Annotated in this window: 20 protein-coding genes; 9 read left to right on the top strand and 11 right to left on the bottom strand. The window is 35.4% G+C overall.

Annotation, left to right across the window (positions count from 1 at the left end):
- Positions 1-459: 459 nt before the first annotated feature.
- Both ACHRV5_RS12135 and ACHRV5_RS12140 read right to left on the bottom strand, forming a co-directional pair.
- Positions 460-684: a hypothetical protein gene (locus ACHRV5_RS12135; RefSeq protein ID WP_017497763.1), complete on the bottom strand. Its 225-nt coding sequence runs from the start codon at positions 682-684 to the stop codon at positions 460-462.
- Positions 685-1,032: 348 nt separating this feature from the next.
- Positions 1,033-2,262: a 3-deoxy-D-manno-octulosonic acid transferase gene (locus ACHRV5_RS12140; RefSeq protein ID WP_395426936.1), complete on the bottom strand. Its 1,230-nt coding sequence runs from the start codon at positions 2,260-2,262 to the stop codon at positions 1,033-1,035.
- Between the two features lie 138 nt (positions 2,263-2,400).
- On the opposite strand from ACHRV5_RS12140, the gene ACHRV5_RS12145 reads away from it, so the two are divergent.
- The 6 genes from ACHRV5_RS12145 to ACHRV5_RS12170 all read left to right on the top strand — a co-directional run bounded on the left by ACHRV5_RS12145 (position 2,401) and on the right by ACHRV5_RS12170 (position 6,850).
- A complete protein-coding gene (locus ACHRV5_RS12145; protein WP_047773222.1) occupies positions 2,401-3,531 on the top strand; it encodes a DegT/DnrJ/EryC1/StrS aminotransferase family protein in 1,131 nt (376 codons plus the stop codon).
- A 38-nt stretch (positions 3,532-3,569) separates the two neighbouring features.
- Complete coding sequence (gene galE / locus ACHRV5_RS12150) at positions 3,570-4,583, top strand: UDP-glucose 4-epimerase GalE (protein ID WP_047773224.1); 1,014 nt, start codon at positions 3,570-3,572, stop codon at positions 4,581-4,583.
- 102 nt (positions 4,584-4,685) lie between these two features.
- Entirely contained in the window at positions 4,686-5,591 is a 906-nt protein-coding gene (locus tag ACHRV5_RS12155; protein ID WP_230004560.1) for a DMT family transporter, read from the top strand.
- A 159-nt stretch (positions 5,592-5,750) separates the two neighbouring features.
- A complete protein-coding gene (locus tag ACHRV5_RS12160) occupies positions 5,751-5,945 on the top strand; it encodes a hypothetical protein (RefSeq protein WP_395426937.1) in 195 nt (64 codons plus the stop codon).
- A gap of 401 nt (positions 5,946-6,346) precedes the next feature.
- Positions 6,347-6,544 carry a hypothetical protein gene (locus tag ACHRV5_RS12165; protein ID WP_395426938.1) on the top strand — a complete coding sequence of 66 codons (198 nt, stop codon included), beginning with the start codon at positions 6,347-6,349 and terminating at the stop codon, positions 6,542-6,544.
- Between the two features lie 18 nt (positions 6,545-6,562).
- Positions 6,563-6,850 (top strand): hypothetical protein, encoded by a 288-nt coding sequence (locus tag ACHRV5_RS12170; RefSeq protein ID WP_395426939.1) that lies wholly within the window; start codon positions 6,563-6,565, stop codon positions 6,848-6,850.
- Positions 6,851-6,921: 71 nt separating this feature from the next.
- Here the strand turns inward: ACHRV5_RS12170 and fabD are convergent, their stop codons facing one another.
- Both fabD and ACHRV5_RS12180 read right to left on the bottom strand, forming a co-directional pair.
- On the bottom strand, positions 6,922-7,797 hold the full coding sequence (fabD, locus tag ACHRV5_RS12175; protein ID WP_395426941.1) for an ACP S-malonyltransferase: 876 nt from the start codon (positions 7,795-7,797) through the stop codon (positions 6,922-6,924).
- Positions 7,798-7,870: 73 nt separating this feature from the next.
- Complete coding sequence (locus tag ACHRV5_RS12180) at positions 7,871-8,233, bottom strand: hypothetical protein (protein WP_047773234.1); 363 nt, start codon at positions 8,231-8,233, stop codon at positions 7,871-7,873.
- A gap of 95 nt (positions 8,234-8,328) precedes the next feature.
- Between ACHRV5_RS12180 and ACHRV5_RS12185 the strand changes: the two genes are divergently transcribed.
- Positions 8,329-9,195, top strand: a complete 867-nt coding sequence (locus ACHRV5_RS12185; protein WP_395426942.1) for an AraC family transcriptional regulator — start codon at positions 8,329-8,331, stop codon at positions 9,193-9,195.
- 294 nt (positions 9,196-9,489) lie between these two features.
- On the opposite strand, the gene ACHRV5_RS12190 is transcribed toward ACHRV5_RS12185, so the two are convergent.
- The 4 genes from ACHRV5_RS12190 to ACHRV5_RS12205 form a co-directional block, all read right to left on the bottom strand.
- Positions 9,490-10,023: a YceI family protein gene (locus ACHRV5_RS12190; RefSeq protein WP_395426943.1), complete on the bottom strand. Its 534-nt coding sequence runs from the start codon at positions 10,021-10,023 to the stop codon at positions 9,490-9,492.
- Between the two features lie 119 nt (positions 10,024-10,142).
- Positions 10,143-10,373 (bottom strand): (4Fe-4S)-binding protein, encoded by a 231-nt coding sequence (locus tag ACHRV5_RS12195; RefSeq protein WP_230004569.1) that lies wholly within the window; start codon positions 10,371-10,373, stop codon positions 10,143-10,145.
- A gap of 174 nt (positions 10,374-10,547) precedes the next feature.
- Positions 10,548-11,264: a pirin family protein gene (locus tag ACHRV5_RS12200; RefSeq protein ID WP_395426944.1), complete on the bottom strand. Its 717-nt coding sequence runs from the start codon at positions 11,262-11,264 to the stop codon at positions 10,548-10,550.
- A 507-nt stretch (positions 11,265-11,771) separates the two neighbouring features.
- Positions 11,772-13,253 carry a helix-turn-helix domain-containing protein gene (locus ACHRV5_RS12205; RefSeq protein ID WP_395426945.1) on the bottom strand — a complete coding sequence of 494 codons (1,482 nt, stop codon included), beginning with the start codon at positions 13,251-13,253 and terminating at the stop codon, positions 11,772-11,774.
- 208 nt (positions 13,254-13,461) lie between these two features.
- Between ACHRV5_RS12205 and aceB the strand changes: the two genes are divergently transcribed.
- Positions 13,462-15,063, top strand: coding sequence for a malate synthase A (gene aceB / locus ACHRV5_RS12210; RefSeq protein ID WP_395426946.1), 1,602 nt, complete (start codon positions 13,462-13,464; stop codon positions 15,061-15,063).
- Between the two features lie 243 nt (positions 15,064-15,306).
- Positions 15,307-16,587 (top strand): isocitrate lyase, encoded by a 1,281-nt coding sequence (gene aceA, locus ACHRV5_RS12215; RefSeq protein ID WP_047778318.1) that lies wholly within the window; start codon positions 15,307-15,309, stop codon positions 16,585-16,587.
- A gap of 203 nt (positions 16,588-16,790) precedes the next feature.
- Here the strand turns inward: aceA and ACHRV5_RS12220 are convergent, their stop codons facing one another.
- The 3 genes from ACHRV5_RS12220 to purT are packed head-to-tail and all read right to left on the bottom strand — an operon-like array spanning position 16,791 to position 18,889.
- Positions 16,791-17,366, bottom strand: coding sequence for a Crp/Fnr family transcriptional regulator (locus tag ACHRV5_RS12220; RefSeq protein ID WP_047778320.1), 576 nt, complete (start codon positions 17,364-17,366; stop codon positions 16,791-16,793).
- A complete protein-coding gene (locus ACHRV5_RS12225) occupies positions 17,366-17,683 on the bottom strand; it encodes a DUF6370 family protein (RefSeq protein ID WP_230004571.1) in 318 nt (105 codons plus the stop codon). Before ACHRV5_RS12225 ends, ACHRV5_RS12220 begins: the two co-directional genes overlap by 1 nt.
- A 3-nt stretch (positions 17,684-17,686) precedes the next feature.
- A complete protein-coding gene (gene purT / locus ACHRV5_RS12230; protein ID WP_395427069.1) occupies positions 17,687-18,889 on the bottom strand; it encodes a formate-dependent phosphoribosylglycinamide formyltransferase in 1,203 nt (400 codons plus the stop codon).
- Positions 18,890-19,164: the final 275 nt, after the last annotated feature.

Below are 19,164 nucleotides of genomic sequence, written 5' to 3' on the forward strand. Positions count from 1 at the left end.
TTGCGAACAGTCTCTAAGACAAATGACAAAACTTAGCTTTTATCTTTCCCTTTCTTCTGTTGAAAAATTTCAACATAAATTTAATAAAAACATTAAATCCTTTTTTACTACAAACATAGGATGACAAGATTGATGGAAAATAGGGCTTGTAGATCTGTGTTGAAAATGGTTAATAGTAGTGGTGTGGTGTTGGGTTGAATGAAGGGGTGTTTTTAAAGGTAGGTTCCTCTATAGTGATTTGAGAAATATATAATAACAAAAAAGGATTAAAGATCTAATACGGTCTTTAATCCTTTTTTGTTATAAGGTGTTCTTGTTCTATTTTAAAATTCAAAGCGAAGCTTGGAATTCAAGATTTGGAATTTTAAAATTTTGGAATTTCCAAGAACCTTGGTTTCTGGGTATAAAAAAAAGCTATCTGTTAAAAGATAGCTTTTTAATTTTTTGAGTAATTTAGAATTACTTTTTAGCAGGAGCAGCAGCTTCTTCAACTTTTGCAGCAGCAGAATCAACTTTTGCAGCAGCAGAATCAACAGTTGCAGCAGCAGAATCAACTACAGCAGCAGCAGAATCAACAGCAACAGCAGTAGAATCTACAGCTTCAGTAGCTGCAGCGTCAGCTTTTTTACAAGATACAACAGTTAAAACAGCAACAACAGCTAAACTTAAAAATACTTTTTTCATCTTACTTTATTATAAAAGGTTAATTATTAATTCGTGGCAAAGATATAAATTTTTTAATATGTAAAATATTTTTTTATTTTTTTTTTAAAATATTTTCATCGCTCACGATTATCTTAATTATCAAAAAATATGCCAAAATAGTTAAATTGTGTTGTATTGTGGTATATTTTGCGTAAATTATCGATCCTTGCATATTCAATAAGAAAAAGGGGGCTTTTTACGGTCTTCATTGTGGTTTATTTTGCTTTTTGATGATTATTTAATAATCGCCAAATAGATTGATGCCCTTTTTTGAAAGTATTTTTTATGATTTACGACTCGAAATTTAGTTTTTGTTAATCGGAGTTGTTACGAAACGATTTCCATAACGCTGTTTGTAGCTCCTTTATTGTCCTGAATAAACGACTTGCAGATTTGTGCTTTTTCTTTATAATAGGTTTCGTTCGAGATCAAACGATCCAGATTTTGTTTTAGCTCCTCTTTGTTGTTGATAACGGTGCAACCTCCAAGTGTTACCAGTTGTACAGCCTCCGCAAAATTAGCGTAGTTTGGGCCAATCACAATTGGAATACCAAAAGTAGCCGGTTCCAGAATGTTATGAATACCCGGGTTTCCAAATCCACCTCCTACGTAGGCAATCGTTCCATAACTATATATTTTGGTTAATAGGCCTATTGTGTCAATAATAAAGACATTATAAGTAGATAGGTCGCTGTTTTCTTTTTCAGAATATAGGACAGTTGATTTCGTGATTTGAGCCGTGAGGTTCGCGATCTGATCTGCTTTTATGTTATGCGGGGCAATAATGAATTTTACATTTTCAGGAGCCTGATTGATGTATTCGGCTAATAAGGCTTCGTCTTTTGGCCATGAACTTCCGATAACAATTGTGGTTTGATTGTTTTTGAAATTCTCAATAAAATCAAGCGTGTTGTCTCTTTCTAAAATAGCATTCACACGGTCAAAACGAGTATCGCCGGAAACAATCACATTGTGGAAGCCAAGAGCTTCTATTTTTTCTTTTGAACTTTGATTTTGTACAAAGAAGTAAGTAAATGTTTTTAAAGCTTTGCGATAAAATCCACCATACCATTTAAAAAACATCTGACTGTCTCTGAAAATTCCGGAAACTAAATAAGTAGGTATTTTGTTTTCTTTGAGTTCTTTCAGGTAATTAAGCCAGAATTCATATTTGATAAAAAATACCAGTTCGGGATGGGTTAGTTTTAAAAAACGTTTAGCGTTGCTTTTGGTGTCTAAAGGCAGGTATAAGGTAACATCTGCTACTGTGTTATTTTTACGCACTTCGTATCCGGAAGGGGAAAAGAAGGTAACAATGATTTTGTGTGAAGGGTATTTTTCTTTGATTTTTTCAATAACAGGAAGGCCTTGTTCGTACTCTCCAAGAGAGGCAGCGTGAAACCAGATTGTTCTGTCTGTGGGTTTTATCTTTTCTTCCAATATCGTGAAGACGTTTTTTCTTCCCTCTGTAAAAAGCTTAATTTTCGGACTAAATAAGGAAACAATTTTCAGAAAAAACGTAGCAAGATAAACGACTAAATTGTATAGAAAAAGCATGTGTGTAATTTTGGTGCTAAAATACGTTTCTTTCCATTATTTTTCATTGTTTGAAGGTATTAAATAACTATTTTTGTTCTTCGTTTTGAAGATTGAATTCCAAAAACAAATCTTAAGTTTTAAAATAAAGAAAGATAAATGAAAAAAATTCAAATGGTTGACTTAAAGAGTCAATACGAGAAAATAAAAACTACAGTTGATGCTTCGATTCAAGAAGTTTTAGATACAAATACTTATATAAACGGACCATTAGTTCATCAGTTTCAAAAAAATCTGGAAGACTATTTAGGTGCAAAACACGTAATTCCTTGTGCAAACGGAACCGATGCCTTGCAAATTGCGATGATGGGACTAGATCTTAAGCCCGGAGATGAGGTTATTACAGCAGATTTTACCTTTGCTGCGACAGTTGAGGTGATTGCTTTGTTGCAATTGACTCCGGTTTTGGTTGATGTTGATATGAACAATATGAACATTGATATCGAAGCGCTTAAAAATGCAATTACTCCAAAAACAAAAGCAATTGTTCCGGTACATTTATTCGGACGTGCTGCTAATATGGATGCGATCATGGAAATTGCTGCTGAGCACAATTTGTATGTAATCGAGGACAATGCACAAGCCATTGGAGCGGATTATATTTCTAAGTCAGGAGTAAAAAGCAAAGTTGGCGTAATTGGTCATGTGGCTGCTACTTCATTTTTCCCGTCTAAAAATTTAGGTTGTTACGGAGATGGTGGAGCGATTTTCACAAACGATGATAAATTGGCTCACATTATCCGCGGAATCGTAAATCACGGAATGTACGAGCGTTACCACCACGATGTTGTGGGTGTGAATTCACGTCTAGACAGTATCCAAGCCGCTGTTTTAAATGCGAAATTACCTTTATTAGACGAGTACAATACAGCACGTCGTTTGGCTGCAACAAAATACAACGCTGCTTTTGCAGGGAATAAAAATATTATAACTCCTGAATTTGATGCGGATCAAAACGATCACGTTTTTCATCAGTATGTTTTAAGAGTTATTGATGCGGACCGTAATGGTTTAATGCAACATTTGTTGGACAAAGGGATTCCTTGTGCGATTTACTACCCGATTCCTTTGCATTCACAAAAAGCGTATGTTGATGTTCGTTATAAAGAAGAGCAGTTTCCTGTTACCAATCAATTAGTGCAGGAAGTAATCGCTTTACCGATGCATACAGAATTAGATGACGAACAGATTAAATTTATTACCGATAGTGTTATTGAATTTTTGAAATAGAGTAAACTTAATTATTAGCCATATAAAATAACCACAAAATGAAAGTATTAGTAACGGGAGGTTTAGGATTTATCGGATCACATACAGTAGTCGAATTGCAAAATGAAGGCTTTGAAGTTGTAATAATTGATGATCTTTCTAATTCTTCAGAAGATGTTTTAAAAGGAATTGAGAAAATTACGGGGAAACTTCCGCTGTTTGAAAAAATAGATTTACGGGAGAAGTCCAAAGTCCAGGATTTCTTTAAAAAACACAATGACGTTACTGGGGTTATTCATTTTGCGGCTTCAAAGGCAGTGGGCGAGAGTGTTGAAAATCCACTTTTGTACTACGAAAACAATATCAGCACTTTGGTGTATTTGTTACAGCAATTGGAACAAAAACCGGAGGCCAGTTTTATTTTTAGTTCTTCTTGTACGGTTTACGGTCAAGCCGAAAAAATGCCGATTACAGAAGATGCTCCTGTCCAGACCGCAATGTCTCCTTATGGAAATACCAAGCAAATAGGAGAAGAAATCATAACAGATACGGCTAAAGTAACGAATATCAGTGCTATTTTGTTACGCTATTTTAATCCGGTTGGAGCTCACGCTTCGACAGAGATTGGAGAGTTACCAATTGGAGTTCCTCAGAATTTAGTGCCTTTTATCACGCAAACCGGTATCGGATTACGTCAGGAGTTATCTGTTTTTGGAGATGATTATCCAACGACGGACGGAACGGCGGTTCGGGATTATATTCACGTGGTTGATTTGGCAAAAGCACACGTTATTGCTTTACAGCGTTTATTCAATAAAAAGAATCTGTCTAAAGTAGAGACTTTTAATTTAGGAACAGGAAAAGGAAGTTCTGTCCTTGAAGTGATTAATAGCTTTGAAAAAGTCAGTGATAAAAAATTACCTTATAAAATTATGCCACGCCGCGAGGGTGATATCACGGAGGCTTATGCAAATACAGATAAGGCAAATAATGTTTTGGGATGGAAAGCACAGTTAACGTTAGACGAAGCCATGGCAAGCGCCTGGAAATGGGAACAAAAAGTACGATCATAATGGTGTAAAAATGCACTTCAGTGCATCTACATTGAAAAAATCCCAAATTATCGAAGTGTAATTTGGGATTTTTTTTATTTAAAAAAAAGGCATTTAATTATCATGAAACAAAATTTAGATTATAAGTTAATTTTTGCCTTAGCAACTGTTGGAGTTGTTTGGGGCACCACATTTTTAGGAATTAGGGTTGCTGTAGAAACAATCCCGCCCTGGTTTGTAACCTCTATTCGTCAAGGATTGGCGGGACTGATGATTATGACCGTTTTATTGTTTAAAAAAGAACTGAAATGGATTGGTTGGGAAAATTTAAAACACCAGTTGGTTCCATCTGTATTAATGATTGTAATTGCGAATGGATTTACAACGGTTGCCGAACAGACTTTACCCAGCGGACTGGCGTCTGTGATTAGTGCCATGTCGCCAATACTTATTTTTATAGGTAGTATTTTGTTTGGATTGCAAAAAGCAAGTTTAAAAGGCTTCGTTGGGGTTATAATCGGATTTTCAGGAGTTGTTTTTATATTCAAAGAAGGGCTCGGGTCGTTTTTGGATGCAGATTATAAAATCGGAGTGCTGTTTATGGGGTTGGCAATTTTAGCATGGGCAGCCGGAACGATTTATACCAAAACGCATGCTTATAAATCGGGTAATATTGCACTCAATTTGTTTTATCAGTTTACAATGGCTTCTTGTATACAATTGGTTTTAGCTTTTATTTTTTCGCCAAATCCAGATATAAGTTTGTGGAGTTCAAGAAGTATTTTTGCTTCTTTATATCTGTCTGTTTTTGGGTCTGTAATTGCTTTTCTCTGTTATAATTATGCTTTAAAACGTGTTACAGCTGTACAAGTTTCTATTTTGTCTTACATCAACACAATTATAGCTGTTTTTCTGGGTTGGTTGATTTTAGATGAAAAAATCACCGTTGATTTTATCATCGCTACAGTGCTTATTATTTTAGGTGTATTTATTATTAATTATAAGAAGAAAGAAAATCACATAAAATAAAAAAGGAATACGGATAGAAGACACGCCGCATTCGTAGAGACGCACTGCAGTGCGTCTCTACGGTCAATAACAAATAGAGATTAAAACCACACATTTATAAATTGAAATCTTTTGGTCCGATTAGTTTGTCGTAAATTTATCAGAATAAAAAAAGGGATCATGAATGCGAAGAAAAAACAAATAAAAGACAATAAAGTCGAAGAACCAGTAGTAGAATATGAGGTTCAGAGATCAGAATTTAAAGGAATAGACAGAGATACTTTTGATTTTGATGCTGAGTTTGCAAACGGGTTGACTCCGGAGGAATCAAAGGCAGAATCAATTAAGAGAATTAGAGAGTGGTGGGGAAAATAGAAGTTGTTTTTACACGAGGCGTTATTCGATATCTTGATAATTTAGTTGTTATGTTGTATGAAAAAGAGTATTTCGGCTCTGTAGATGCAGCAGAAAGATATGTTTCTAATATCTACGATGCTGTTCCGGAAAAAATACAAAAGGGTCTACACAAGAAAACGCCAACAATGCTTCGGTATTTAGGTTCTGATTATATTTTTTGTAAAACTAATTCTCGTACAACTTGGTATGTTTTTTTTTGAAAAGAGTAAGCAAAATTATTTGATTACAGGTATCCTGAATAATTATTGTATTGAAGCAAAAAATCTGTAGAAATATAAATTTCCAATTGATTAATCGATAATTTGGTATATCTTGATTTGGTTGATTTGTTATAAATGGGTTAGGTGAAATTTTTTATTATGAATGCGAAGAAAAAACAAATAAAAGACAATAAAGTCGAAGAACCAGCATTAGAATATGAAGTTCTGAAACCAGAATTTAAAGGAATAGACAGAGATACTTTTGATTCTGATGCCGAGTTTGCAAACGGGTTGACTCCAGAGGAATTTAAAGAGGAAATGTTTAAGAGAATAAAAGCATATCCTTGGGAAAAATAATTTTTGAGAACAATGTTCTTGAGTATTTTGATCATTTGGTTTTTTTTGCTTTTTGGAAAAGAATATTTTGGTTTTCCTCAGTCTGCACAGAAATATGTGGATGAAATTGTCACTTTTATTGTTTCTGGGATTTCAAGTTTTCTGCATAAGAAAACGCCAACAATACTCCGGCATTTAGGTTCTAATTATGTTTTTTATAAAACTAATTCTCGTAAAACTTGGTATGTCTTTTTTGAAAAAAGTGAGCAAAATTATTTGATTACAGGTATCCTGAATAATTATTGCATTGAAGCAAAAGATCTATAGAAATATAAAATCCCAAATGAATTTGATCATTTGGGATTTTTTGATTTTTATTTCAAGCTGAAAACTAAAAATTAAGCATTAGCAGTAACTGCTTCTTTGTCAATTTTAGTAATTAAACCGGCTAATACTTTTCCTGGTCCAACTTCAGTAAATAAAGTAGCACCGTCAGCGATCATTTGTTGTACCGATTGTGTCCATTTTACAGGAGCAGTCAATTGAATGATCAGGTTCTTTTTGATTTCATTGGCATCAGAAATAGCGCTAGCTGTTACGTTTTGATATACCGGACAAATAGGTGTTGCGAATGTTGTGGCTTCAATTGCTGCAGCTAATTCTTCTCTTGCCGGTTCCATCATTGGTGAGTGGAATGCCCCTCCAACAGGTAAAATCAAAGCACGTTTTGCTCCCGCAGCTTTCATTGCTTCACAGGCTTTTTCAACAGCCGTGGTTTCTCCTGAGATTACTAATTGCCCAGGGCAGTTGTAATTTGCAGCTACGACAACACCGTCAATAGAAGCGCAAACTTCTTCAACAACATTGTCTGCTAAACCTAAAACGGCAGCCATTGTAGAAGGTGTAATTTCGCATGCTTTTTGCATCGCAAGAGCACGTTGAGAAACTAATTTCAGTCCATCTTCAAAAGATAATGTTCCATTAGCTACCAATGCAGAAAATTCTCCTAAAGAATGTCCTGCAACCATTTCCGGTTTAAAATCTTCGCCTAAAGTTTTGGCTAAAATAACCGAGTGTAAAAAAACGGCAGGTTGTGTTACTTTTGTTTCTTTTAGTTCTTCGGCAGTACCTTCAAACATGATATCTGTAATTCTGAAACCTAAAATTTCATTAGCTTTTTCGAATAATTCTCTGGCTAAAGCCGATGTTTCATATAAGTCTTTGCCCATTCCTGTAAACTGTGCACCCTGACCTGGAAATACGTATGCTTTCATTTGTCTAATTTAAAGATTGAATTTTTTTGGAATTGAAAATTAGTTTCAATTGAAAGGCAAAAATAACATTTTTTTAGCTTGTATAGTCCTTAAACATATAAATCCATAATAATCTGGAAAAACGAAGGTTAAAAAATGATAAAGAAGTAATTACAACCGCAATGATGGGAATAATTCTCAGATCAAATGTCTTTTCGAAGAAAAATTGTGCAATACAGTAAGTAGCAATTCCTTGCGCAACCGTTAGTCCGTAATTTACATACATCGCACCAAAAAAGTAGCCTGGCTCTTTTTGGAACTTATAATTACAATGACCACAGTATTCATTCATTTTTGGAAAACCGATATTTAGGAATATGTTTTTGTCTTTGAATACTTTTCCTTTATGACAATTCGGACATTCATTTTTCAAAATATGGACTAGTGTACTTGACATGATTTTGTTGTTTTTTATTTATACAAAGGTATTTTAGATTCTATTGAAACCTTTTTTATATCTTCGCTACTTATAGCACAATAAAGACATTTGTTATGAAAAAATACCCTGTTTATAGCGTTCAGAATTTTAGTTGTAACGATATTCACCGTGATTTTTATGTCAATACTTTCAAGGAACATTTAAAAAGTCACAGTTTCGTAGAAGAGCCGCATCGTCACGATTCTTATTTAATGGTTTTTTTTACTAACGGATCGGGAATTCACGAAGTTGATTTTGATCGTTTTGAAATAAAAAAGGGTAGTTTGTTTGTTTTGCAACCTGGGCAAATGCACCATTGGAGTTTGTCTGAAGATATTGAGGGGTATGTGATTATCTTTTCACAAGAACTTTATAATCTGTATTTCGGACAGAAAAAAATAAACGACTACAATTTTTACAATTCGATTCTCAATCAGCCGGAAGTTCTTTTTGAAGGGGAAGAATCATCTAAAATTTTGCCTTATTTTAATCTGCTGATTCAGGAAAACAGTCAAAATCATAGATTGCAATTAGACAAGATGCTCAATTTGTTGGATTGTATTCATATCGAAATTGCCCGTAAATACGGTGAAACTTACTCACGTCAGGCGCATTCGTATAATGTTAAAATTAGTGCTTTCGAGCTGCTTCTGGAAAAGTACTTTAAAACTCAGAAGTTGCCTTCGTTTTATGCGGATCAATTGCATATTACTTTAAAACATTTGAACCGAATATGTAACGAGATTTTGCAAAAAACAGCAACCGAAGTAATTATGGATCGCGTAATTCTCGAAATAAAAAGAATGCTGATCGATAAACAATTAGCTGTAAACGAGGTGGCATATGCTGTTGGTTATGAAGACTACTCTTATTTTTCGAGATTATTTAAAAAACAAACCGGAATTTCTCCGACGGAGTTTAGGAATAATACAGGACGTTGATTTTTTGACACGAATTGCACGAATTGTCACGAATTGATTCGTTGGTTGTGGTTTTTTATTGCGCAAAGATTGTCATTTCGAAGAATGAGAAATCACATCCAACATTCCGCAAACTGTGCGTTAATTTGTAGTGTGATTTCTCATTCTTCGAAATGACAAAAAAGAGGGTGTTTACCACGAATTACACGAATTAAATTTTAGTTTTTCAGTTTACAATTAGTGAAAATTTGTGTCAAACAAAAAGCCCTGTACTTATTAGAATACAGAGCCTTTCATTAATCAGATTAATTCAAATTATGCTTGTTTTGCCAATTGAATTTCGATGTTTAGTTTAACTTCTTCTCCAACCAATACACCACCGGTTTCAAGGGCAGAATTCCAGTTTAGTCCCCAATCTTTACGATTGATTTTTCCTTCGATGTTTAAGCCTACTTTTGTATTTCCCCAAGGATCGGTCATGATACCACTAAATTCTACTGGAAATTTTACTGTTTTAGAAACTCCTTTGATGTTTAGATCTCCTGTGATTTCATATTCACCATCATCAACTTTTTTAAAGGAAGAAGATTTGAAAGCTAATTTTGGATGGTTTTCAACATCAAAAAAATCGCCGCTTCTTAAGTGTCCGTCTCTGTCTGCATTTGCTGTATCAATTGAAGAGATGTCTGCGGAAAAAGCGATATCTGCATTTTCGAAATTCTCGTCATCAGTTGTAACGGTTGCATCGTAAGTTCCGAATTTGCCTGAAACATTTGTAAACATCATGTGTTTTACTTTAAAGCCAATTTGTGAATGTGTTGGGTCAATAGACCATTTTGTAGTTGCCATAATTTTATTTTTTTTAATTGTAATAGTTTCATTTTGATAAGGCAAAGTTACGCTGAGAGTAAACGAAGGGTACTTAACCTAGATTAAGAAATGAAAACAATAGATTAAGTTTTTGATTATCAGTCTTTATTGTTCAGGTAAAAAGTCAAAGCTCCGGATGGACATTTGTTTACGGTTTCAATAATTTTTTTAGTGGTTGAATTTTTAGCTTGTATCCACGGTTTTTCTTTTGGGTGAAAAACATCGGGATTATTTTTTACACAATTGGCAGAATGAATACATTTTCCGGATTGCCATACGATAGTTACTTCACCATTCGTATATTCTTTTGTAAGGTCATTTGGATCCATAATTGAGCATTTTAGAGTGGTTATTTCTACTTTGTTGAAGTCCGGTCAGTTTCTACTATAAATTTAATCTTTCTTTCGGGCTTTATGAAATTTTGGATAAAAAATAAAGAGGTAATAAATTGAAATTCAAAATATTACCTCTTGCTATGAGAATTTGTTTATTACTTATGCGAATTAATAATTCATCGGAATTTCCATTAAAAGAAACTCAGCATCAGTATTTGCTTTGATGTTTAAAGTCTCAAAACCGGTAATTCCAAGAGCATCACGGGAGTTTAATTCCTGTCCGTTGATGGTTACATTTCCTTTTAAGATAAAAGCATAAACGCCATTTCCTTCTTTTTTTAGATGATATTCTGTTGCGATTCCAGCGTCAAAGTTGGCCATATGGAACCACGCATCCTGGTGAATCCAAACTCCTGCATCGTCTGCATTTGGAGATAAGATTTGTTGTAATTTGTTATGTCTGTCCTCAACATTCAAAGAAATTTGCTGATAACGTGGATCAACATTTCTTTGGTTTGGAAACAACCAGATTTGTAACAATTTAGTCTGCTGATCGGCATTCGGATTAAACTCACTGTGTTGTACTCCGGTTCCTGCACTCATTACCTGAATATCACCATTTTTGATGATTTCGGTGTTACCCATACTGTCTTTGTGCGCTAAATCACCTTCCAACGGGATAGTGATGATTTCCATATTGTCGTGTGGGTGTGTTCCAAAGCCCATTCCGCCTGCAATCGTATCATCGTTTAAAACGCGTAATGCTCCAAATTGAACTCTTTCCGGATTGTACCAGCTTGCAAAACTAAAACTGTGATAAGCATTTAGCCATCCGTGATTTGCATTCCCTCTTGTTTCTGCCTTGTGTAATACTATATTTTCCATGATACTTTGTGTTTTGTTATTTTATAGTACAAATTTACGACGGACATAGATGAAATGTACTTAATGTAGATTAAGAAAAGGTTCTGAGGTTCTGAGTGGCTAAGTTTCTGAGTTTTTTTATAGGAGGTTTAAAGGGGTGGAGATGCAAAGGTTCTGAGGAGGGGAGTTTATGGCTGTACGTAATAGGTGTGAAGAGTGCCTTAATTTGTCATTTCGAGCGAAGTCGAGAAATCACACCAGAAACTCCGTACGGTTTGTTATCCTGAGGAATGACGGATCTGTGTTTGCTGAATCGATACTGTTGAGCTACACTTTACGGATTATCTCGTGAAGATACTTCGTTCCTCAGTATGACAAAATTGCGGAAAATTGAAACGGAGTTTCTAGTGTGATTTCTCATTCTTCGAAATGACAAGGTGTGAGAAAATCTAAAATCAATAATCGCAATCTAAAATCAACAATCTTCAATCAACAGTCTTCAATCTAAAATCAGCAATCTAAAATCTTTTAGCTATACTGCGTGATATACTGCTGCACAACGGCATCTGTATCCTCATGACGTTTCTTTTTCTCTAATGCAATAGGAGGGGAAGCTCTTTCCAGGCAATCTTTTACGGCACAAGTTTCGCAGGTTACGCCTACGATTTGTTTGGTGAGTGGTTTTCCGTCGATGAATTTGAATTTCTTTTTCATCGTTGGATTGATCAAAATCCCAACAGAAATACTTCTGATGCAATTCTCAACAAACGGATCTTTTGTAGCGGAAGAAAAAACCAAATACTCATTTCCGCTATTCGCATAACTCGAAATCTGAGCATCAAAAAAGTGGGGTTTGTTTTGTCTGATTGCTTCGTCAATCGTTTTTACCGAAACCCATCTTCGGCAGTAATGCTCATTGGTTTCGTTTGCGTGTGGTTCCTGCTGATTGGTAATGTGTAGTTCTTTTTTTATCTGATAAAAATCAGAGCCAATTTTATGAGATAATCTTAGGAAGAAGAGATTCTTCAGATGAAAGTCTTTCGGTAATAAATTGGTTAATCGTTGGTAGAAAGATTCCGGTGAAACTTCGAAACTTTCAATTAAAGCTACAAACTGTTCCGGTTTAGGTTGTTCGTTATTTAAGAATACATTGATTTTGTCTACAACCAATTGTCTTGGCAGCAATAAAGCTCCGGCAAAGTACGAAGCATAAAAATTATGGAGCACCTGATCGAAATTATCAAATTTAATCCAACTGAAAGTCAGTAATCTGTCGGATAGATTTAAATAATTGTAGGCTATTTCTTTGGCAAGTATAAATGCTTTTTGTGGGTCGTCAATTTCTGTGGAAAGTAATAATGTTTTGCTTTTTGGAACATAAATGGAACGTAAATCGCCCAATGCTTCCTGATCAGTAAAAGCAATTTCTTTTATGGTGTATTCGTACTCTTCTTTTAGAATCGCTTGCAATTCTTCAACACTGATCTTAGTATCTAAATTGATTTGAAAAGATTTGGAGAAAGCGATTACCTTATTTTCTAAATCTTCAAAATAATTGCTGTGTGCTTCCTGATACGAACGCAAAGCAGCTAAAAAGAAACTTTCACGACTTAAATTATAATGTTGTGCAATTTCAATTATGGTACTGATAAAGGCGTTGACTTTTGCCGGAGCATTCGCAATAATATCAATTAGATCCGCTTCCTGAATTCCAAAAAGCTCTAAAGGAATCTCTTTTAAAATACCGGATTTTAAAATTTCACCAATCGGAGCGAGGTTGTTGTCGAGTTTTAAAGAGACCATTTGGTCGTAAGAAACATCGAGATGCTCGCATAAAAGTAAAATTTTATCGGTTTTGGGATATTTTTTTCCCTTTTCAATTTCGTTTAAATACGATTTTGAAAGGTTGGTCAATTTGGCTAAGCCAAAAAGCGAAAGGTTCTTTTGGGTGCGGACCTGCTTGAGTTTTAGCCCAAAAATCAGCTTTATATAATCTTTTTCGATATCCATAGTGTCAAATGTAACCAATAAAAAAACAATCGCCAAAAAAATATTTTACACATTTAGCGAACGTTCGCTTGTTTTGTAAAAAACTTTTTCATAACATTGTAGTGTAAAACAAGTTAGATGTGAGATCGTTAGAGATGAAATGTTTTAAAAGGCATGAATCAGTTGAGACAATATCTTATTTAACTATTTAAAAATAAAATCTGCAGCTATGAAAAACCAATTTGAGATTACCGAGACGGCAATGGAATTTTTAGCCGAAAAAAAGCTTTCTTATCCAAGTATTTGGACCGATGATGCAATTGCTTTTATAACAGAATTGCATAAGAAATTCGAATCACAACGAAAATTACTTTTGTTGCAAAGAGACCAAGCGCAAGTCGGTTTTGATGAAGGTGTCATGCCTGCTTTTCCTTTAGAGACCAAAGAGGTTAGGGAAAGCAATTGGACTGCCGGTGAAACACCAAAAGATTTATTGGATAGAAGAGTTGAAATTACTGGGCCGGTTGATCGCAAAATGATTATCAATGCCTTGAATTCAGGAGCAAAAACATTTATGGCCGATTTTGAAGACAGTACTTCTCCAACCTGGCAAAATTTGATGGAGGGACAGGTTAATTTAATAGATGCGGTTAACAAAACGATTTCGCATACGGATCTTTCAAAAAACAAAACCTATCAGCTAAATGAAAAAATAGCGACTTTGATTGTTCGTCCAAGAGGTTTGCATCTTTTAGAAAAACACCTTCAGATAGAAGGTCAAATGGTTTCAGGTTCTTTGATGGATTTTGGTTTGTATGTTTTTCACAATCATAAACAATTACTTGAAAATAATTCCGGACCCTATTTCTATATTCCAAAGTTGGAACATTATTTAGAAGCGCGTTGGTGGAATACTGTAATTGATTTTACCGAAGATTATTTAAAATTAGCAAGAGGAACGATCAAAGTTACGGTGTTAATAGAAACCATCACAGCCAGTTTTCAATTGGATGAAATTATCTACGAATTGAAAGAGCATATAGTGGGATTGAATTGTGGTCGTTGGGATTATATCTTTTCGTACATCAAAAAATTCCGTAAAAATTCGAAGTTTATTGTTCCGGATCGCGATCAGGTAAATATGACTTCACCGTTTATGAATGCTTATTCGAATTTGGTAATTCAGAGATGTCATAAAAGAGGAATTCATGCTATTGGAGGAATGGCGGCTCAGATTCCGATTAAAAATAACGAAGAAGCCAATGCTGTTGCTTTTGCAAAAGTAAAAACCGATAAAGAACGTGAAGTTCGAAATGGTCATGATGGCACCTGGGTAGCACATCCGGATTTGGTAGCGCTGGCGAAAGAAGTTTTTGATGCCGGAATGCCAACCCCAAACCAGATTCATATCAAAAGAGAACACCGCAAAATTACAGAAGCGGATCTGATTGAACCACCAATTGGAATCATTACTGAAAATGGAGTTCGAAAAAACATCAATGTTGGGGTTTTGTATTTGGCTTCGTGGTTGAATGGTCAGGGTGCAGCAGCTTTGCATAATTTGATGGAAGATGCTGCAACGGCTGAGATTTCGAGATCACAATTGTGGCAGTGGCTTCAGAATAAAGTGGTTTTGGATACTGACAAAGAGTTGAATCTGGCCTATTATCACGAATTGGCTTTAGAGGAATTCCATAAAATAAAAACGGAATTGGGAGAAGAAAACTACGAAAAACGACAATTTCCTTTGGCTGAAAAAGTACTGGAAAGATTAGTTGTTAATGCTGATTTTGTTGACTTTTTGACCATTCCATGTTACAAATATTTATAAGAGCTCTTGAACTTTTTTTTTAACACATAGAAACATAGATGTAAAATTGAAGGAAGGGATATTTTAAGAAATCTTGATTTTGCAAATAGCTATGTGCTTTAGGGCAAGCGTTTCGGCTTATCCGCAAAAAAAGAGATGTTCCTATGTATTAAACGAACTCAATACTAATAATTTTTAAGTCTCAGCTGAAAACTGAAAACTGAGACTGCAAACTTTTTACTAACCAACTTAACTATATTATTTATGAAAACAACAGAAGACAGAATTCAGGAATTGATTAACGATTGGATTACGAACCCAAGATGGAAAGGTGTTGAACGTCCGTATACTGCTACCGAAGTGGTGACGCTTCAGGGTTCTTATCAGATTGAGCACTCTATTGCTAAAATAGGGGCGCAAAAATTATGGAGAAAGTTAAAAAGTCAGGATTATGTAGCTGGATTGGGGGCTTTAACAGGGAATCAGGCGATTCAGGAAGTTGATGCCGGTTTGGAAGCGATTTATTTAAGCGGTTGGCAAGTGGCTGCTGATGCGAATTTGGCTGGAGAAATGTATCCGGATCAATCGCTTTACCCGGTAAATAGTGTACCAATGGTTGTGAAAAAAATTAATAGTGCTTTATTGCGAGCTGATCAGATTCAGGTGGTAAATAAAGTAGAAGATAAAATAGATTATTTAGTACCCATTGTTGCTGATGCCGAAGCAGGTTTTGGTGGAAATTTAAATGCTTTTGAACTAATGAAATCTATGATTGAGGCCGGAGCTTCTGGGGTTCATTTTGAAGATCAGTTGAGTTCTGCTAAAAAATGCGGGCATTTAGGAGGGAAGGTTTTGGTGCCAACTCAGGAAGCGATTAATAAACTAATTGCGGCTCGATTAGCAGCAGATGTTATGGGGGTTCCTACACTTATTGTAGCGCGAACCGATGCAGATGCCGCTAATTTACTAACGAGTGATGCAGATCCTAGAGATGCAAAGTTTATTACTGGTGAAAAAACCAATGAAGGTTTCTTTTATGTAAACTGCGGTATCGATCAGGGAATTGCAAGAGGATTGAGCTACGCACCGTACGCCGATTTGATCTGGATGGAAACCAGTAATCCTGATTTGGTTTATGCGAAAAAATTTGCTGATGCCATGAAAAAAGAATTTCCGGATAAAATGTTAGCGTATAATTGTTCACCTTCTTTTAACTGGGCTGCAAAATTATCAGTGGCAGAAATGGAAACTTTCAGAGAAGATTTGGCTGCGATGGGATATAAATTCCAGTTCATCACTTTAGCAGGTTTCCATGCTTTAAACACTAGTATGTTTGAACTTTCTAAAGCTTACAAAGAGCGCGGAATGGCGGGTTATTCTGAGTTACAGGAAAGAGAATTTGCTTTACAGAAAAATGGTTTTAGAGCGGTAAAACATCAAGCTTTTGTAGGGACTTCTTATTTTGATGCGGTTCAGAATACGGTTACCATTGGTAAGTCAACCACTACGGCAATGAAACATTCTACGGAGGTTGAGCAATTTTAATTCATAAAAAAAACACGGTTCTTGGTTGAGCCGTGTTTTTTCTTTTTTTTTGCCACAGATTTCACAGATTAAAATGATTAAAAAAATATGGCCACGAATTTCACGAATTAATTGGTTTAATAATGGAATTAAAATTCACGTGAATTAGTGAAATTCGTGGCCAAAAAAATCATTTTAATCTGTGAAATCTGTGGCTATATTATTTATTTCTTCAAAAGCCTTGCTTTCATTTTACTAAAAAACTCTGGCGTAACACCAATGAAAGAAGCAATTTGTTTTTGAGGGACTTTGTGAACTAATGTTCCATATTTGGCGCAGAATTTTTCAAAGCGTTCTTCTGCGGGTAAGCTCAGATTGTCCATTAGTCTTTGCTGATTGGCAACTAATGAATTTTCGATTAGAATTCTGAAAAAACGTTCTAATTTTGGAATTTGAAGATACAATTGCTCCTGATTTTCTTTTGATAGCGAAACGATTTCAGTTTCTTCTAGAGCTTCTATAAAAAGCTGTCCGGGTTTCTGTGAAAAATAGCTGTACATGTCACTCATCCACCAGCCTTCGCAGGCAAAAGAAAGTACATGTTCAACAATATTATCGTTGATGTTAAAGCTTCTTAAAATCCCTGAATTCACAAAATAAGAATGTTTACATATTTCGCCCGCATTTAATAAAATGGTCTTGGCTTTATAGGTATGTGTTTCTGTTTTGGATAAAAAAAGTGCCTGCTCATCCGGAGTCAATGCAACATGCTTGGCAATATTGTCAAGAATCAGCGCCATTATTTTTGCTTTATTAAAGTAAATGTAGTCACTTTAAAACGGTCATTTTCTATTTTTCCTGTTACAGCAGCTTTACGGATTGCATTGCAAAAACCATCTTTTGCGTGAGCATCACCATGTTCGTCGATGGTTGTTCCGTCAACAAAATAGGATTTTCCGTCAATGCGAACGGCAAGATCACAAGCGTCACCTTTCATTCCGAATTGACATTCACCACAAGCGGTTTCTACAATTTGAGGTTTTTCGGTTTTTTCTTTGTCTTGAGCCTGCATGTTAAGGCCGGTAAATAACAATGCAAGAAATATTAGTTTTTTCATTTTTTAAGAGTTTACAATTATTAGTTTTGAAGTTGCTTTTGCGCGTTCTGTTATTTCTTCGATTGGAGTGACTAAAGTATCATGACTTAAAACAACACCCATTCTGCGGTACGGTCTTGAGGTTGGTTTTCCAAAAAGTCGGAAATCGGTTTTGGGTAAAGCAGCTACTTTTTCGATTCCGGTAAAAGTTGGGTTTGCAGAATCTTCAGTAGCCAAAATTACAGCGCTTGCTCCGGCTTTTTCTAAAGTGATTTCAAAAATAGGGAGGCTTAGAATGGCTCGTAAATGCAATTCGAACTCATTAAAATTTTGAGTTCCGGCCAAAGTTACCATTCCGGTATCGTGCGGACGTGGGGAAAGTTCGGAGAAATAAACGCCGTCATTGGTCAGGAAAAATTCAACACCAAAAAGGCCGGCACCACCAAGGGCCTCGGTAATCTTTTCGGCCATATCCTGTGCTTCGTACAAGTCTTTATCGGAGACTTTTGCTGGCTGCCAGCTTTCCTGATAATCGCCACGTTCTTGTCGGTGACCAATCGGAGCACAAAAAAGTGTTGGATTGTTATTTTGAGTAATTGTCAAAAGTGTAATTTCAGAATTGAAATCTACAAAAGCTTCGACGATCACTTCGATAACATCTCCTCGGGAACCTGCAACGGCATATTCCCAAGCCTTCAGAATATCTTCCTGATTTTTAATGGTCGATTGTCCTTTTCCTGAAGACGACATCAACGGTTTTACTACGCATGGAATTCCAACTTCCTGAACGGCTTTTTGTAATTCTTCTGCCGAAGTTGCGTATTGGTATTTGGCTGTTTTTAAGCCTAATTCTTTTGCTGCTAAATCGCGAATAGCTTTTCGATTCATGGTAAAATTCGCCGCTTTCGCTGAAGGAACAACGGTGATGCCTTGTTTTTCGTAATCGTAAAAACGTTCGGTACGAATGGCTTCTATCTCAGGGACAATAAAGTCGGGTTGGTGTTTGGCTACTATGCGGTCAAGTGCTTCGCCATCGAGCATATTGATTACTTCAAAACCATGAGCTACTTGCATTGCAGGAGCGTTTTCGTAACTGTCAACAGCAATTATGGTCTGACCGATTCTTTGTGCGGCAATGGTGAATTCTTTTCCTAATTCGCCTGAACCTAGAAGTAGTATTTTCATTTTTAATTTAGATTTTGAGGGTTTTGACTTAGTTTTATAAATACTAAACTGCTTAAAAAAGTAAGTAACATTAAGGTAAATGATAAAAATAAAATCATTAGGATTGAAAATAAAATTTGATATGGAATTTGTGATCGTAATGCAAATGATATTCCATTAACAAACATTCCTATTGTATATATTGTAAAAAGGGATACTATAAGCTTTGAACTTACTGCAAAAGAAAATTGAGAGCAGGCTTTTAGATAAGATATCTGATCTAATGAGAAACTGATTTTTTTAGCCGTATTCCAAAATAGAAAAACGATGAATAAGGG

This window comes from Flavobacterium sp. FlaQc-52, from assembly GCF_044007495.1.
Classification (GTDB): Bacteria; Bacteroidota; Bacteroidia; order Flavobacteriales; family Flavobacteriaceae; genus Flavobacterium; species Flavobacterium cupriresistens.

What these genes read in the sequence shown, in the direction of transcription:
- ACHRV5_RS12195 (WP_230004569.1), bottom strand. Translation starts at nt 10,373, where the DNA reads ATGGATCCAAATGACCTTACAAAAGAATATACGAATGGTGAAGTAACT.
- ACHRV5_RS12145 (WP_047773222.1), top strand. Translation starts at nt 2,401, where the DNA reads ATGAAAAAAATTCAAATGGTTGACTTAAAGAGTCAATACGAGAAAATA.
- ACHRV5_RS12140 (WP_395426936.1), bottom strand. Translation starts at nt 2,262, where the DNA reads ATGCTTTTTCTATACAATTTAGTCGTTTATCTTGCTACGTTTTTTCTG.
- ACHRV5_RS12135 (WP_017497763.1), bottom strand. Translation starts at nt 684, where the DNA reads ATGAAAAAAGTATTTTTAAGTTTAGCTGTTGTTGCTGTTTTAACTGTT.
- ACHRV5_RS12200 (WP_395426944.1), bottom strand. Translation starts at nt 11,264, where the DNA reads ATGGAAAATATAGTATTACACAAGGCAGAAACAAGAGGGAATGCAAAT.
- fabD (WP_395426941.1), bottom strand. Translation starts at nt 7,797, where the DNA reads ATGAAAGCATACGTATTTCCAGGTCAGGGTGCACAGTTTACAGGAATG.
- aceB (WP_395426946.1), top strand. Translation starts at nt 13,462, where the DNA reads ATGAAAAACCAATTTGAGATTACCGAGACGGCAATGGAATTTTTAGCC.
- ACHRV5_RS12185 (WP_395426942.1), top strand. Translation starts at nt 8,329, where the DNA reads ATGAAAAAATACCCTGTTTATAGCGTTCAGAATTTTAGTTGTAACGAT.
- ACHRV5_RS12225 (WP_230004571.1), bottom strand. Translation starts at nt 17,683, where the DNA reads ATGAAAAAACTAATATTTCTTGCATTGTTATTTACCGGCCTTAACATG.
- ACHRV5_RS12205 (WP_395426945.1), bottom strand. Translation starts at nt 13,253, where the DNA reads ATGGATATCGAAAAAGATTATATAAAGCTGATTTTTGGGCTAAAACTC.
- ACHRV5_RS12190 (WP_395426943.1), bottom strand. Translation starts at nt 10,023, where the DNA reads ATGGCAACTACAAAATGGTCTATTGACCCAACACATTCACAAATTGGC.
- ACHRV5_RS12220 (WP_047778320.1), bottom strand. Translation starts at nt 17,366, where the DNA reads ATGGCGCTGATTCTTGACAATATTGCCAAGCATGTTGCATTGACTCCG.
- aceA (WP_047778318.1), top strand. Translation starts at nt 15,307, where the DNA reads ATGAAAACAACAGAAGACAGAATTCAGGAATTGATTAACGATTGGATT.
- ACHRV5_RS12155 (WP_230004560.1), top strand. Translation starts at nt 4,686, where the DNA reads ATGAAACAAAATTTAGATTATAAGTTAATTTTTGCCTTAGCAACTGTT.
- galE (WP_047773224.1), top strand. Translation starts at nt 3,570, where the DNA reads ATGAAAGTATTAGTAACGGGAGGTTTAGGATTTATCGGATCACATACA.
- ACHRV5_RS12180 (WP_047773234.1), bottom strand. Translation starts at nt 8,233, where the DNA reads ATGTCAAGTACACTAGTCCATATTTTGAAAAATGAATGTCCGAATTGT.
- ACHRV5_RS12165 (WP_395426938.1), top strand. Translation starts at nt 6,347, where the DNA reads ATGAATGCGAAGAAAAAACAAATAAAAGACAATAAAGTCGAAGAACCA.
- ACHRV5_RS12160 (WP_395426937.1), top strand. Translation starts at nt 5,751, where the DNA reads ATGAATGCGAAGAAAAAACAAATAAAAGACAATAAAGTCGAAGAACCA.